The sequence below is a fragment of the Nitrosomonas sp. Nm34 genome (assembly GCF_900113925.1).
In the GTDB taxonomy this organism is placed as follows: domain Bacteria; phylum Pseudomonadota; class Gammaproteobacteria; order Burkholderiales; family Nitrosomonadaceae; genus Nitrosomonas.
In genome coordinates this window covers 12,797-26,935 of record NZ_FORD01000015.1, presented here as the reverse complement: position 1 = coordinate 26,935, position 14,139 = coordinate 12,797, and the positions used below count along the sequence as shown (strand labels likewise).

The window sequence follows — 14,139 nt, the reverse complement described above, 5'->3', positions numbered from 1 at the left end:
GTACGCGTTTCAGTCATAAATACATGCACGCTTAATTATGAGCGTTCAAATGAGTTATTGATATGCACACAACCACCCTAGCTGGCTTCCTGATATCGCTTGGCTAGATCTGCCCGCTTTTCATAAGCCTCGCGCGCGATACGAACATCTTCTAGAAAGAGGGGTAATTCTTTGAGTAATAATGCTTGAGGGCCATCAACCAGCGCCTTACTAGGTACAGGATGAAAATCAACCAGCACCATATTGGCACCTGCGATAATTCCCTGGGCAGTGGCATGCATGATATCAGGGATGCCATCCGGTGAGCTTGATCGAGTACCAATCGAGTGTGAAGGATCAATACAAACCGGCATACGTGTCAGACGCTTGACCACAGGCACATGTGCAAAATCTACAAAATTGCGATGAGGATCCGCCATATTGGTTTTCATTCCACGCAAGCCAAAAATTACTTTTCGATTGCCTTCAGAGGCCAGATATTCTGCTGCATTAAGAGATTCATCCAGGGTAATGCCAAAACCACGCTTAATGAGTACGGGGAAATCCTGCTGGCGGCCAACGATCTTCAATAACTCAAAATTCTGGGTATTACGCGTGCCAATCTGCAGCATCACACCCGTTGAAGTGCCGGTTTGGTAGAGCGCTTCCCGAATCTCTTCCACATGGGACTCGTGAGTTACTTCCATCGCAATCACTTTGATCTCATACTTACCAGCAAGATCGAATACATAGGGCAAGCAGGCTTTACCATGCCCTTGGAATGAATATGGGCTCGTGCGAGGCTTATAGGCGCCCATGCGTGTACAAACCTGACCATGATCACGCAATGCTTTTAGCATTAATTCCACATGCTCTAGCGTATCGACAGCGCATAACCCAGCAAAGATATTTAATGTATCTTGACCAAAACGTACACCGTTGTAGTCAAAATAAGTCGGGCGATCATCATTTTGATGTCGACCGAGAACCCGATATTCCTCTGAGATACGTACGACTCGGTCAACACACGACAGGCTCTGCATGTCTTCAACCGATAATGCTTTCGTATTACCGATCAAATAGACTTCAGTTAACGTTTGCTCAATGCCGACTTCCGTATGTACGCGAACGGTGATGCCAGCAAGATTAGCCAAGTGTGCAAATAACTGCTTATATTCATGGCTCTCGGGAAGAGTGCCTGGTTTCAGAATAAGAATCATAAAAATGCCTGATATAGTTCTACAAGATGAAATAACAGTGATTCGATACCGATTCTAACTGAAATCGGAACGGATTGTCATTGCTTATGCAACTATACGTCTAGCTAGATTATCTAATGTTAAGGCTCTGTTCTCGAATCTTGTGGGATTTTTTATTCCCATTTATTTTTAGTAATTTATTGATGCGACTTGACGTGCATCAAAATATTGTAAATATTGTATTTTATCCACCAGGTTGGCTATATTCTTCCACACAATTCGGTTATATAGCTCGTATTAAAATATTTTTTGACATTCCATTTCTAAATCAAAAATGTAGCAAAGGCGAGCCGCAGGCAGTATCAATCATACGGCAAGGTGAAGCCAGCCAAGTCAGTTTTGATTTAGAAATGGAATTAGACACGATTATTAATTTATGACGTATCTTTTTCAGGCTGCATTATTTAGATGAATGAATGCGTCTGGTTCAAAAACACAAAAATGATGTCACACTATTTTGAACATGATGCCGATGTCGGCATTATTGGACGTGGATCAACGGTCGAACAAGCATTTGAGTCAGCTGCTGAGGCAGTATTTGCTATTGTAACCAATCTTGAAGCGGTCCAGCCTGATATTTCTGTCGCTTTTGAGTTTGCAGAAGAAGATCTCGAATTTGCACTGGTAACCTGGTTAAATTTGCTGCTGGGAAAAGCACGTGAGCTAGGCATGGTTTTTTGCCGTTTTCGCATTCACCGGCAGGGCAATCTATGGCAGGCTGAAGCGCTAGGTGGAAAATGGCATGCGGATTTAGAACACGGTATCGAGGTTAAAGGCGCAACTTTAACGATGCTGTCAGTAAAGCAAATCGGCACAATATGGGAAGCGCGTTGTATAGTGGACGTATAATTCCATTTCTAAATCAAAACTGACTTGGTCGGCTTTACCTTGCTTTATGATTGATACTCTTTATGATTGATACTGTCTGCGGCTCACCTTCGCTTTATTTTTTGATTTGGAAATGGAATAAGAAAGAGAGGGTATCAGATGGATTTACAGCAATTACATCAAATTCAGCCTTATCTATGGACATTCCCGCTCAAATCAGGCGAGAGTCGGAAGGAAGTATTGCTATATGGTGGGAGGGCTTTACTGGAGAGCATGGACGATAAAGTGCTCGAGCAAATCACTCATGTCGCATCACTACCCGGTTTGGTCGGTGCTGCCATGACGATGCCAGATGCGCATTGGGGTTATGGGTTTCCGATTGGTGGAGTTGCAGCATTTGATGCTGAGCAAGGGGGTGTTATTTCTGCTGGTGGCGTTGGCTTTGATATCTCCTGTGGCATTCGCTGCTTGCGTAGCAACTTGAATTTGCAGGATGTGAAACCACACCTTTCGACCCTTGCTGAAAGGTTATTCAGGGTCATTCCGGCTGGTGTAGGTGAGGAGGGTTTTCTAAAGCTGGATACGAAACAGCTTGATCAAGTACTGCTCGGTGGAGCACGCTGGGCAGTCCAGCAAGGTTATGGCAGCGAGGCAGATTTGGAGTTTATCGAAGAGCTAGGCTGTATGGCAGGCGCGGTTCCAGCAAACGTTTCCGAATTAGCCAAGAAGCGTCAACGCGGTGAAATGGGCACCCTTGGCTCAGGCAATCATTATCTCGAAGTCCAAGTAGTTGATCGTATTTTTGACACTGTGACGGCGCAGGCTTTCGGGTTGCAGGAAGGGCAAATTATCATTTCGATACACTGTGGTTCGCGTGGCCTGGGACATCAAATTGGTACAGAGTATCTTGTCTCAATGGCCAAGGCGGCAGCGCGCTGCGGCATTCATTTACCCGACCGTGAACTGGCTTGTGCCCCGATTAAATCTCCAGAAGGACAGCAATATATTGGCGCAATGAATGCGGGTATCAATTGCGCCTTAGCTAATCGACAAATTTTGACTCATCTGACCCGTGAAACATTTATGGAAGTTTTCCCAAATAGTGAGCTGGAGACGCTGTTTGATGTTTCGCACAATACATGCAAGCTAGAAAAACATGACGTCGAGGGCAAATCTCGAGTGCTGCATGTGCACCGCAAAGGGGCTACCCGTGCATTTGGTGCAGGGCATGCCTCCTTGCCTGAACGTTACCGTGCAGTAGGTCAGCCGGTGATTGTCGGTGGGAGTATGGGGACAGGCTCTTACATCCTTGCGGGTAATCGGGATAATCCCGCATTCGCCTCAGCCAGTCATGGGGCAGGTCGAGCATTGAGTCGTCATCAGGCGTTAGCCCGTTGGCATGGAAAACAGGTAATCGGCGAGCTAGCCCAGCAGGGTATCTTGATCCGTTCCCGCTCAATGCGCGGAGTAGCTGAGGAAGCACCGGGTGCCTATAAAGATATTGATTTGGTCGCGGAAACGACAGAGCAGGCCAGGCTTGCTCGGAGAGTTGCCTTTCTTAAACCTCTGGCATGTATAAAAGGATGATTTTACACGGGAGATGCCATGTATCGAAGAATCCTGGTTCCGGTTGACGGTAGTACTACATCAAATTGTGCGCTGCAGGAAGCGATTAAACTAGCACAGCAGCATCATGCGCAGCTGGAGCTTGTGCATGTGTTTGAAGATATTCTTTATTGGGTAGATGAAAATTATATCAATTACGCCGAACTGCAAGAAACTGTCAGAGAAAGTAGTGAAAAAACACTGATTGATGCACAAGCGTTAGTGCAGCAAGGAGGATTGGCCACTGGAATAAAATTACTCGAGGCAAAAGGCCAACGCATTGCCAATGTTATTGTGGCAGAGGCTGAACGCTGGCAAGCCGATTTGATTGTGATCGGCACCCATGGTCGAACTGGCTTCAGCCGCCTGCTATTGGGAAGTGTGGCTGAAGGCGTAGTGCGTACGGCAGCTATACCCGTTTTATTGATACGAGGTCATTCACATGGAAGTGAAACTAAATAGCGGAGATGCGCTCGTGATCATTGATATGCAGAATGATTTTCTGCCTGGCGGCAGCCTCGCTGTGCCGATGGCTGATACCCTTATTCCTGTGATCAATCGCTATCTCAAGCTTTTTCATGAGGATGGCCTGCTGATTTTTGCCACTCGCGATTGGCATCCTCCTGATCACTGTTCTTTCCGGCAACAAGGCGGTCGATGGCCGCCGCACTGCATCGCCACGACAGCAGGGGCAGCATTTCACCCGGAGATAGAATTTCCTATCAATACTCAGGTTATTTCCAAAGCGACAACGGTAGAGAGAGAGGCTTACTCAGCTTTTACCGATACTCAGCTCCATGCGCTACTGCAGAAATTAGGTATTCGCCGCCTGTTTATCGGGGGTGTTGCGACTGAATACTGCGTGTTCAATACTGTGAAGGATGCCTTACAACATCGTTACGCTACATTTATTCTTGAGGACGCGATTGGGGCCATCAATCTGCAACCAGATGATGGCTTACGTGCATGCGAAGAAATGGAGCATCTCGGCGCAACGCTTACCCAATTTGAGGCTGTTACTGCATGAGCATGAATCCACTTTCCAGCCCGCTGCTTTCTGATCTATATCAGTTTACGATGTTGCAAAGTTATCTTGAGCAAGACATGCAAGAAACGGCTGTCTTTGAATTGTTTATCCGTAAGCTGTCGCCTGGTCGAAATTTCATGGTTGCGGCTGGGTTAGAACAGGTGCTGAATTTTCTTGAGAATTTAAAATTTTCATCTGAGGAGCTCGAATGGCTTGCTGCACGCTTCCACCCCTCGCTCATCGATTATTTTGAACAGTTCCATTTCAGCGGAGATGTGCATGCTATGCCTGAAGGGACCTTGTTTTTTCCTAACGAACCTGTCTTGCGCGTCACTGCGCCGCTGCCCCAAGCACAATTGATCGAATCGCGCCTTATCAATCTTTTTCATTTCGAAACATTGATCGCCTCGAAGGCTGCACGCTCAGTGCTGCTCGCACCGGATAAGTTATTGGTCGATTTTGGTATGCGTCGGGCGCATGGCGCCGAAGCTGCTTTACTGGCAGCGCGCGCAAGTTATCTGGCAGGATTTTCCGGCACAGCAACTGTGCTGGCTGGAGCATTGTACGGCATTCCTTTATTTGGCACGATGGCGCATTCCTATATTCAGGCGCATGCAGATGAGTTGACAGCTTTTGCGCACTTTGCTTACTCCAGCCCGGATAACGTTGTGTTGCTGATTGATACCTATGATACCGAAGCCGCGGCCAGAAAAGTAGTCATCTTAGCGCCGATACTTGCTGCAGATCGTATCAATATCCAGGGTGTTCGGCTGGATAGCGGCGATTTAGCGGCTCATGCCTTCAATGTACGCCAGATTCTTGATCAGGGAGGTCTGCAAAGCACGACCATATTTGCCAGCGGTAACCTGGACGAATACAAACTTCAAACCTTGCTGTCAGCCAAGGCACCGATAGATGGTTTTGGCATTGGCACCGCACTGGCTATTTCCATCGATGCGCCTGCCTTTGATTGTGTTTATAAGTTGCAGGAATATGCCGGCAAGCCACGCCGTAAACGCTCAGAAGGTAAGGCAACCTGGCCGGGAAGAAAGCAGGTGTACCGTTATTACACTGCTGAGGATGAAATGAGTCATGACATTGTGGCGCTAGCAGAAAATGATCCTTATGAAGGTCAACCATTGCTTGAGCCGGTTATGTTGGCAGGACAGCGCATTCAACCGAAAATACCGTTATATGACATACGTCAGCACACATTGGCAGGCTACACTCATTTACCAAAAGTTATGACAACCTTAGAGACAGTTTCCGTCTATCCGGTCACGATTTCGACCGCCTTGCAGAATTTGGCAAAACAGCTTGATGCAGAAATGGTGACTCATTTGTAGCCAAATCAATAATTTTATCCTGGCTTAAGTGCCTGCAGCGATTTCATGAAAATCAGTTATTCATTAATGTGAGTTCAACGTAAGCATTGTCACACCACGGCGGGAAGAGCCTGAGTGAGCCTAATAGTTATGTCGGACTCACGCCTCTTATTGCAGTTGGTCGATTTCTTTTAGATCAAATCGAGCGTGGATTTTTCTGCATTTTTTTCTCAATATTCAACTTTAAAGCGGGATCTGCTGCATTGAGTTTTTTTAGCAGCCCGGTTGCTTCACCATCCTGGCCATTTTTGTGACCTTGCCTGAGCCCGTGAACATTATCATAGCCTAGAGCAATATTGATTCAACCAAATTTCAGTAATGTTGTCAAATTATAGTTAAGGTTTTATGGTTCGGTAGTGGCATTTTTGTATGTGCGAGTGTGTGTCAATGCGAATTAAATTATTTTATGCTGTACGCATTGATTTTGATCGTGCTGTTCATCTCTTTACCTATCTGATAAACCAAGTAGATGTTAACCCAAAACCATGAACGATCTCTATTTCACCACACCGATTGCCCAGCATGTTTGGGAAACTAAATACCGCTATCGTAAAGATGGGGTGGTTTATGATGCCACGATTAGCGATAGCTGGCGGCGCATTGCCTCTACCTTGGCTGCAGGAGAAAATAATCGGGAGCATTGGCAAGCGCGCTTTTACGACATTCTACACAATTTTAAATTCTTACCAGGAGGTCGTATCCAGGCGGGTGTAGGGACTGCACACAAGGTCACACTCTTTAACTGTTTTGTGATGGGTACCATTCCCGATGCAATGGAAGGAATCTTCGATGCGCTCAAGGAGGGTGCGTTAACGATGCAGCAAGGGGGCGGCGTCGGTTATGATTTTTCCACACTACGCCCGCGGGGCACGCGGGCGTATGGCGTTGGCTCCATTGCATCTGGCCCCGTTTCTTTCATGCATATCTGGGACAGTATGTGTGCCACTATTCTTTCAACCGGGGCACGGCGCGGCGCCATGATGGGGGCATTACGCTGCGACCATCCTGATATCGAGGAATTCATAGCTGCTAAACAGGATCGAACTCAGTTAAGGCACTTCAATATTTCGGTATTGGTCAGCGATGAGCTTATGACCGCAGTCAATAAGGATGAAAACTGGTTGCTGGTTTTTCCAGTGGGTGAGCAGGTAATGAATGGTGAAGTGGTGATGCGAGATTGGTCGGGTTGCGGACAACCTGTTCCGTGCAAGGTATACAAGCGTGTTCGTGCACGTGAGCTATGGGAAAAGATCATGCGTGCTACCTTTGATTATGCTGAACCAGGGGTATTGTTTATTGATCGTATCAACCAACTTAATAATCTCTATTATTGTGAGAGGATTCATGCAACCAACCCTTGCGGTGAAGTGCCGTTGCCTCCGTGTGGTGCGTGCAATCTTGGTTCTGTTAATCTCACGCAATTCATTTGTGCGCCCTTTTCAGAGCAAGCGCATCTGGATATGAAAGGGATTAGCGCAGCGATAAGAATTGCAGTGCGCTTGCTGGATAATGTCATAGATGTTTCGAATTTCCCATTACCCAGTCAGGCTATGCAAGTGCATTCTTCGCGACGGGTCGGGTTAGGGATTACTGGTCTGGCCGATGTGCTCATAATGCTGAATATACCTTATGGCAGCAAAGCGTCCCTGCAGATGGCGCAATCAGTCATGCAGACAATTTGTCATACTGCCTACCAAGCGTCGATTGATATCGCTCGGGAGAAAGGGCCGTTTCCCTCCTTCGACCAGGAAAAATATCTTGCCGGTACTTTTGTACGCTCGTTACCCGAAACTGTTCGGCAGGATATTGCGCGATATGGCATACGTAACAGCCACCTGACAGCGATTGCGCCGACCGGCACGATCAGTCTTCTTGCCAATAATATTTCCAGTGGTCTGGAGCCTGTTTTTGATAGTGACTACACGCGACGCGTATTGGGGCTGGATGGGAACTATTCAGAATATCAGGTGGTCGATTATGCCGTGGCTTTTTGGCGCAGCAGGGAAGTAAGTAAATCCTTACCTCCGGCATTTATCAATGCCTACCAGCTTTCACCCACTGATCACCTGCAAATGCAGGCAGCTATTCAGCCCTATGTGGACCAGGCCATTTCCAAAACGATCAATGTGCCGACAGATTATGATTTTGTAGCATTTCGTAATCTTTATCAACAGGCCTATGAGCTTGGTCTGAAAGGCTGCACGGCTTTTCGTCCTAATCCGGTGACGGGCACTATTCTCAGCAAGATAGAACAAGAACAAACAGCACCGCATTGTTGTAATTTAGAGCGTGAAGCAGATTAAGCTAGAGAATAAGTGCTGGATGTTTCTGTAGTGCTGGGATATAAAATAGAGTTATGAGTAAGCGTTGCGATCCGTTTCGCTACGCAAGGTAATTCCATTTCTAAATCAAAACTAGCTTTGTCGGTTTCACCTCGCCGTATTCTTCTTACTGTCTGCGGCTCGCCTTCGCGTCATGTTTGATTTGGAAATGGGATAAGAACGACTACACTATAACGCTGCTCGCTAAAATGCGGCATGGCTTCGGCGGTCATACGATCAAGGAGAAGGGAGATGAATAGCTCAAAGGTGCGTCAATCAGAGAATTTGCCGTGTTCATTTGTGATTTTCGGTGCAACAGGTGATCTCGCATCAAACAAGCTTTTGCCTGCACTGTTTCATCTGGAATTAGCCTCACGGCTGGAGGAAGGGCTCACTATCGTTGCTTTTTCCCGTCGCGACTGGACACTTGACAGCTGGCGTGAATACCTGAGCAGCGTACTGGCTAACAAAGTCAAAGCCAAGCTGGAAGGCCCGGTATTTGAGCGCTTCCTCGCCCGCTTTTGCTACCACCGGGGCGATATCAATGATGCGGAATCATACCGCGCGCTAGCAGCCAATTTGCCGCCGGAACCCGCTTGTTCGCGTACCGTGTTTTACCTCGCAATCAGACCTGCTGATTTCGCGGTGGTAATCAAGAATCTTGAAGCAGTTGGGCTCAACCAGCCGCGTGGTATGAACCGGGTGGTGATCGAGAAACCCTTCGGCGAAGATCTCGAATCAGCGGAGGTGCTGAATCGTCTATTGCATCAGTATTTAGATGAGGAGCAGGTCTATCGCATCGACCATTTTCTCGGCAAGGAAACAGTGCAGAACCTGCTTGTGTTTCGCTTTGCCAACACACTGATTGAACCACTGTGGAATCGTAATTTCATCGATCATGTGCAGATTACGGTAGCGGAGTCGATCGGCATCGAAAAGCGCGCCGGCTACTACGATCGTGCCGGTGCTTTGCGCGATATGCTGCAGAATCATCTCATGCAACTGATGACTGTGGTAGCGATGGAGCCCCCGGTCGCGCTTGAGGCAGATGCACTGCGCGACGAAAAGGTCAAGGTATTGCGCTCGATCCGACCGATTGCCAAGCGCGCAGTCCATGCGCACGCCGTGCGCGCACAATATACCTTTGGCAACATCGATGGACAGGCAGTGGCAGGTTACCAGCAGGAGGAAAATGTCGAGATCAACTCCCTCACTGAGACTTTTGTTGCTGCAAAGTTTTATATCGATAACTGGCGTTGGCGTGGCGTGCCGTTCTATCTGCGTACCGGCAAACGACTGACGAAGCAGACTTCACTGATCGCAATCCGCTTCAAGCATCCACCACAACAGCTTTTCCGCGAGACGCCGCTGGAATTCATCGCGCCGAACTGGGTGTTGCTGTCGATCCAGCCCGAACAATCGATGCGCTTGGAAATTCATGTCAAGCAGCCCGGCCTTGACATGGACACTCGCGTGATGCAGATGAACGCGAGTTTCCTTAAAACTGACGAACAGGCACTCGATGCTTATGAAACACTCTTACTCGACGTGATCGAGGGTGATCGCTCGTTATTTATCCGTTTTGACGAGGTGGAATGGGCGTGGCGGATTGTCGACCCGATTTTAAAACATTGGCTGGTCGAGCGTGAATTTATTCCAACTTATCCGGCTGGAAGCTGGGGGCCGACAGAAGCCAACCGCTTGTTTGATAACGACGATCAGACCTGGCGCAACGAGCTGTAAGTTCGGGGATAATCTTATTCAGTTATCCTGGCGTCCAGACCATCGCTGATATCATTTATCTGCATCTGTCTCTTGGTTTTAGGAGGAAGAGCTTATGAAAAGAAATTCTGTTATCGAGAACCTGAAACGCCGGACTTTCATGCAGCGCAGTGTGCTGCTGGGTACAGGGTTATTAGCCGAACGCTATCTCAATCTGTTTCCAAAGGAGGGTCGTGCCATGGTAAATAATGTACCTGATGTGATTTTCTACAACGGTAAAATTACCACGCTGGATGAGCGTAATCCCGAGGTGGCGGCGATTGCGCTGACAGACGGATTTGTGACCGCTATTGGCTCGGATAAGGAAATCCGTGCGCTGGCAAAGCCAGATACGAAAATGATCAACCTGGGACGCAAGCGCATTATTCCCGGCCTCAATGATTCCCACCTGCACCTGATCCGCGGTGGGCTGAATTACAATATGGAGCTGCGCTGGGATGGAGTACGCAGCCTGGCGGATGCCCTGGCCATGCTGAAAGCCCAGGCTGATCGTACGCCCGCGCCGCAGTGGGTGCGTGTAGTCGGTGGATGGAGCGAATTCCAGTTCAAAGAGCGCCGTATGCCGACACTGGCAGAAATTAATGCGGTTGCACCTGATACACCCGTTTTTATCCTGCATCTGTATGATCGTGCGCTACTCAACAGGGCGGCGCTACGAGCAGCAGGGATCACGAAGGATACGCCGGACTTTACCGGCGGTCGGATGGAGCGCGACGCGAAAGGCAATCCGACTGGTATGTTGATCGCCGAGCCGAATGCACTAATTCTGTATGCGACCCTGGCCAAGGGACCCAAGCTGTCAATGAGCGACCAAGTCAATTCAACACGCCATTTCATGCGTGAATTGAACCGCCTGGGGGTGACGAGCTGCATTGATGCGGGTGGTGGCTATCAGAACTACCCGGAAGATTACAAAGTCATTGAGAAACTGCATGAAGATGGCCAGATGACGGTTCGGATTGCCTATAATTTATTCACCCAGAATAAGGGCGGCGAACTGGCTGACTTCAAGAAATGGGTGGGCATGGTCAAACCTTACAGCGGCGATGAGTATCTGCGTCATAATGGCGCGGGTGAAATGCTGGTGTTTTCAGCTGCTGACTTTGAAGATTTCTTGCAACCGCGCCCCGAGATGGCAGCCAATATGGAAAAAGAACTGGGCGAGGTCGTGCGTTTCCTGGTAGAAAATCGCTGGCCGTTTCGTCTGCATGCGACCTATGACGAAACCATCGGCCGCGCTCTGGATGTTTTCGAAATGATCAACCGCGCTACCCCATTTGGTGAGGTACGCTGGTTCTTCGATCATGCCGAAACTGTTAGTGAAAAAAATCTGGAACGTATTCAACGTTTGAATGGCGGGGTTGCTGTACAGCACCGCATGGCTTTTCAGGGTGAATATTTTATTGACCGTTACGGCAAGCATACCGCAGAACACAGCCCACCCATCCGCAAAATGCTCGCGATGGGTATCCCGGTCGGTGGTGGCACCGATGCGACGCGTGTGGCCAGCTATAACCCCTGGATATCACTTTACTGGTTGGTGGCTGGCAAGACGGTGGGTGGTCTGCCACTTTATGGCGATGCCAACCGATTGGAACGCGAAGAAGCACTGCGTCTTTGGACGCTGGGCAGTGCCTATAAATCCAATGAGGAAAAAGTCAAGGGTGCTTTGATGCCTGGCAGATACGCCGATCTCGCAGTGCTGTCTCATGACTTTATGACGGTACCGGAGGAAGCGATCAAGGACATCACGGCTGTCATGACCGTGGTGGCCGGTAAAATTGTTTATGCCGATGCGGAATTCAAGTCGCATGACATGCCTTTACCGCCGATCAGCCCAGACTGGTCGCCAGTGCGTCATTTTGGTGGTTATCAGCAGGCTGATGCTACTGGCTCTGCACTTCCCGTCGCCAGTGCCTCCATGGCGGTAGCATGCCATCATAATCACGTGCAGGGACATGACGGCAAGTTATCCTGCTGGCTGGGTCTTAGCGGGCAGCAGGGGCAACAGGAGAGACCCGGCTTTAATCATCCGTGGGCTCTTGGCTGCGGCTGCTTTGCTTATTGAGCATGCCAGGTGGAATGAGTGGGTCGGCTTTTTCTCCATTTAAATATCGTGTTTTTACGGTGCTGTGGATAGCGACGCTGATCTCGAATATCGGCACTTGGATGTTCAATGTCACTTCCGGTTGGGTAATGACAGAACTATCACCATCGCCTTTGATGGTGTCGATGGTGCAGGCGGCGACAGCGTTGCCGATCTTCCTGTTTGCGCTTCCCGCAGGGGCGCTAGGGGATCTGTTTGACCGCCGCAGGCTGTTGTTATGGACACAGATGCTGTTGGCGGCGGTGCTTTTTCTGTTTGCTGGGCTACTATCGCAAGACGGGATTAATGCCTGGGTTTTATTGCTCTTCACTTTCCTGACCGGTGTGGGAACGGCTTTTGCTGCGCCCGCGTGGCAGGCAATTATCCCGCGTCTCGTGCCACGCAATATACTGGGATTTGCCATCATTTTGAACGGGGTGAGCATCAATATCGCCCGTGCTATCGGCCCTGCATTGGGTGGTTTTATTCTGGCAGTGGCAGGGGCGGTAGCGACAGTGCTGCTGAATGCCGTTTCTTATCTCGCCGTAGTGGCTGCATTGGTATGGTGGCGTACTGCCACGACGCAAGCTGATACGCTGCCGCGAGAGCGCCTGCCGGGTGCCATGCGCGCAGGGGTGCGCTTTGCGCTGCACAGCACGCCGTTGCGTCATACCCTGTTTCGTGCATTTGCCTTTTTCATCTGTGCTTCTGCTTACTGGGCATTGCTGCCCTTAGTGGCCAAGGAAATATTACAAGGCGATCCCAGCCTTTATGGTATTTTGCTGGCCGCACTGGGGGTCGGTGCTGTGGCAGGGGCGCTTCTGCTGCCGGTGATGAAACAACATATGAGCGCGGACAAGATTCTGATGCTGGCAACGGCAGGAGCCGCACTGTGCTCGCTGATGTTTGCCTATGGTGAACACACCGGCATGGGTATCGCTGCCGGATTGATCGGCGGTATATCATGGCTTAGCGCGGTCGCATCGCTCAATTTTTCCACACAGGTAGCGTTACCGGATTGGGTGCGCGCCCGCGGTCTCGCCATTTTTCAGATGGTGCTTTTTGGCGCGATGACGGTGGGATCACTTGGGTGGGGGCAAGTGGCTGGAGTTATTGGCTTGCCGCTGGCGTTAGCTGCGTCAGGATTGCTGGCACTTTTGCTGATTCCTGTTACAGCGCGCTTTAAACTTAATCTGGGTGAACATCACGACTATACTCCGTCTGGCCATTGGAGCGAACCCGCCGTGAGCGCGTTTATTTCACATAGCCATGGACCTGTTCTTGTGACGTTGGAGTACCGTATTGCCGATGCGGATCGCGGTGCGTTTTATTCGCTGATGCAGGAGCTGGGAGTTATTCGCCGTCGTGATGGTGCTATTCAGTGGGGATTTTTTGAGGATGTCGAGGATCATGGGCGGTTTATCGAGATATTCATGGTCGAATCCTGGCTGGCGCATCTGCGCCAGCATGCCCGTGTCTCTGCTGCTGATAAAATCCTGCAAGACAAAATTGCTGCTTTGCATCGTGGTGTAACGCCACCGCGCGTGACGCATGCGGTTACGCCGTCTGTAGGCAATCATTTACAAGCAATTCCTAAAACCCATCATGATTGATGAAAGGAAACCAAGTTATTTGATGGGGCTCAGGCATTGATTGCTTATTTTCTCTAAATTGAACGATATAAAGCGATAGAAAACGATGATATAGCCTAACCATTTAATAATGATTCATAAGGCTTAGAATTTAAAGAATATATCGATGGTTTTTTTGTTTTGTTGTTTACACAGTGCTTTGGTCTGCTTCCATTTGTGTTCGGTAAGACAATGAGAATATTCTTTAAATCATTATTAACTGATTTGGCTATAGC

Annotated in this window: 11 protein-coding genes; 10 read left to right on the top strand and 1 reads right to left on the bottom strand. The window is 49.0% G+C overall.

Annotated features, from left to right (window positions below):
- Positions 1 to 77 precede the first annotated feature (77 nt).
- The gene (locus tag BM283_RS08235; protein WP_090691908.1) at positions 78 to 1,199 is read right to left on the bottom strand and encodes a 3-deoxy-7-phosphoheptulonate synthase; all 1,122 of its coding nucleotides are present in this window, start codon (positions 1,197 to 1,199) and stop codon (positions 78 to 80) included.
- Between the two features lie 194 nt (positions 1,200 to 1,393).
- Between BM283_RS08235 and BM283_RS08230 the strand changes: the two genes are divergently transcribed.
- From BM283_RS08230 to BM283_RS08185, 10 genes are all read left to right on the top strand, one after another.
- Positions 1,394 to 1,618, top strand: coding sequence for a hypothetical protein (locus BM283_RS08230; RefSeq protein ID WP_090691906.1), 225 nt, complete (start codon positions 1,394 to 1,396; stop codon positions 1,616 to 1,618).
- Positions 1,619 to 1,646: 28 nt separating this feature from the next.
- Positions 1,647 to 2,087, top strand: coding sequence for an archease (locus BM283_RS08225; RefSeq protein ID WP_254776285.1), 441 nt, complete (start codon positions 1,647 to 1,649; stop codon positions 2,085 to 2,087).
- A gap of 138 nt (positions 2,088 to 2,225) precedes the next feature.
- Positions 2,226 to 3,653, top strand: a complete 1,428-nt coding sequence (locus BM283_RS08220; RefSeq protein ID WP_090691903.1) for an RtcB family protein — start codon at positions 2,226 to 2,228, stop codon at positions 3,651 to 3,653.
- Between the two features lie 18 nt (positions 3,654 to 3,671).
- A complete protein-coding gene (locus BM283_RS08215) occupies positions 3,672 to 4,133 on the top strand; it encodes a universal stress protein (protein WP_090691901.1) in 462 nt (153 codons plus the stop codon).
- On the top strand, positions 4,114 to 4,698 hold the full coding sequence (locus tag BM283_RS08210; protein WP_090691900.1) for an isochorismatase family protein: 585 nt from the start codon (positions 4,114 to 4,116) through the stop codon (positions 4,696 to 4,698). The genes BM283_RS08215 and BM283_RS08210 overlap by 20 nt, the downstream gene beginning before the upstream one ends.
- Positions 4,695 to 6,044, top strand: coding sequence for a nicotinate phosphoribosyltransferase (locus BM283_RS08205; protein ID WP_254776284.1), 1,350 nt, complete (start codon positions 4,695 to 4,697; stop codon positions 6,042 to 6,044). The genes BM283_RS08210 and BM283_RS08205 overlap by 4 nt, the downstream gene beginning before the upstream one ends.
- Before the next feature lie 524 nt (positions 6,045 to 6,568).
- A complete protein-coding gene (locus BM283_RS08200; RefSeq protein WP_090691898.1) occupies positions 6,569 to 8,386 on the top strand; it encodes an adenosylcobalamin-dependent ribonucleoside-diphosphate reductase in 1,818 nt (605 codons plus the stop codon).
- A 270-nt stretch (positions 8,387 to 8,656) separates the two neighbouring features.
- Positions 8,657 to 10,147 (top strand): glucose-6-phosphate dehydrogenase, encoded by a 1,491-nt coding sequence (zwf, locus tag BM283_RS08195; RefSeq protein ID WP_090691896.1) that lies wholly within the window; start codon positions 8,657 to 8,659, stop codon positions 10,145 to 10,147.
- 94 nt (positions 10,148 to 10,241) lie between these two features.
- A complete protein-coding gene (locus BM283_RS08190) occupies positions 10,242 to 12,254 on the top strand; it encodes an amidohydrolase (protein WP_090691895.1) in 2,013 nt (670 codons plus the stop codon).
- 14 nt (positions 12,255 to 12,268) lie between these two features.
- The gene (locus BM283_RS08185) at positions 12,269 to 13,885 is read left to right on the top strand and encodes an MFS transporter (protein WP_254776283.1); all 1,617 of its coding nucleotides are present in this window, start codon (positions 12,269 to 12,271) and stop codon (positions 13,883 to 13,885) included.
- Positions 13,886 to 14,139: the final 254 nt, after the last annotated feature.

Excerpts from the sequence above, each read along its gene's own strand:
- BM283_RS08200 (WP_090691898.1), top strand. The coding sequence starts at position 6,569 with ATGAACGATCTCTATTTCACCACACCGATTGCCCAGCATGTTTGGGAA.
- BM283_RS08185 (WP_254776283.1), top strand. The coding sequence starts at position 12,269 with ATGAGTGGGTCGGCTTTTTCTCCATTTAAATATCGTGTTTTTACGGTG.
- BM283_RS08235 (WP_090691908.1), bottom strand. The coding sequence starts at position 1,199 with ATGATTCTTATTCTGAAACCAGGCACTCTTCCCGAGAGCCATGAATAT.
- zwf (WP_090691896.1), top strand. The coding sequence starts at position 8,657 with ATGAATAGCTCAAAGGTGCGTCAATCAGAGAATTTGCCGTGTTCATTT.
- BM283_RS08190 (WP_090691895.1), top strand. The coding sequence starts at position 10,242 with ATGAAAAGAAATTCTGTTATCGAGAACCTGAAACGCCGGACTTTCATG.
- BM283_RS08225 (WP_254776285.1), top strand. The coding sequence starts at position 1,647 with ATGAATGAATGCGTCTGGTTCAAAAACACAAAAATGATGTCACACTAT.
- BM283_RS08220 (WP_090691903.1), top strand. The coding sequence starts at position 2,226 with ATGGATTTACAGCAATTACATCAAATTCAGCCTTATCTATGGACATTC.
- BM283_RS08210 (WP_090691900.1), top strand. The coding sequence starts at position 4,114 with ATGGAAGTGAAACTAAATAGCGGAGATGCGCTCGTGATCATTGATATG.
- BM283_RS08205 (WP_254776284.1), top strand. The coding sequence starts at position 4,695 with ATGAGCATGAATCCACTTTCCAGCCCGCTGCTTTCTGATCTATATCAG.
- BM283_RS08215 (WP_090691901.1), top strand. The coding sequence starts at position 3,672 with ATGTATCGAAGAATCCTGGTTCCGGTTGACGGTAGTACTACATCAAAT.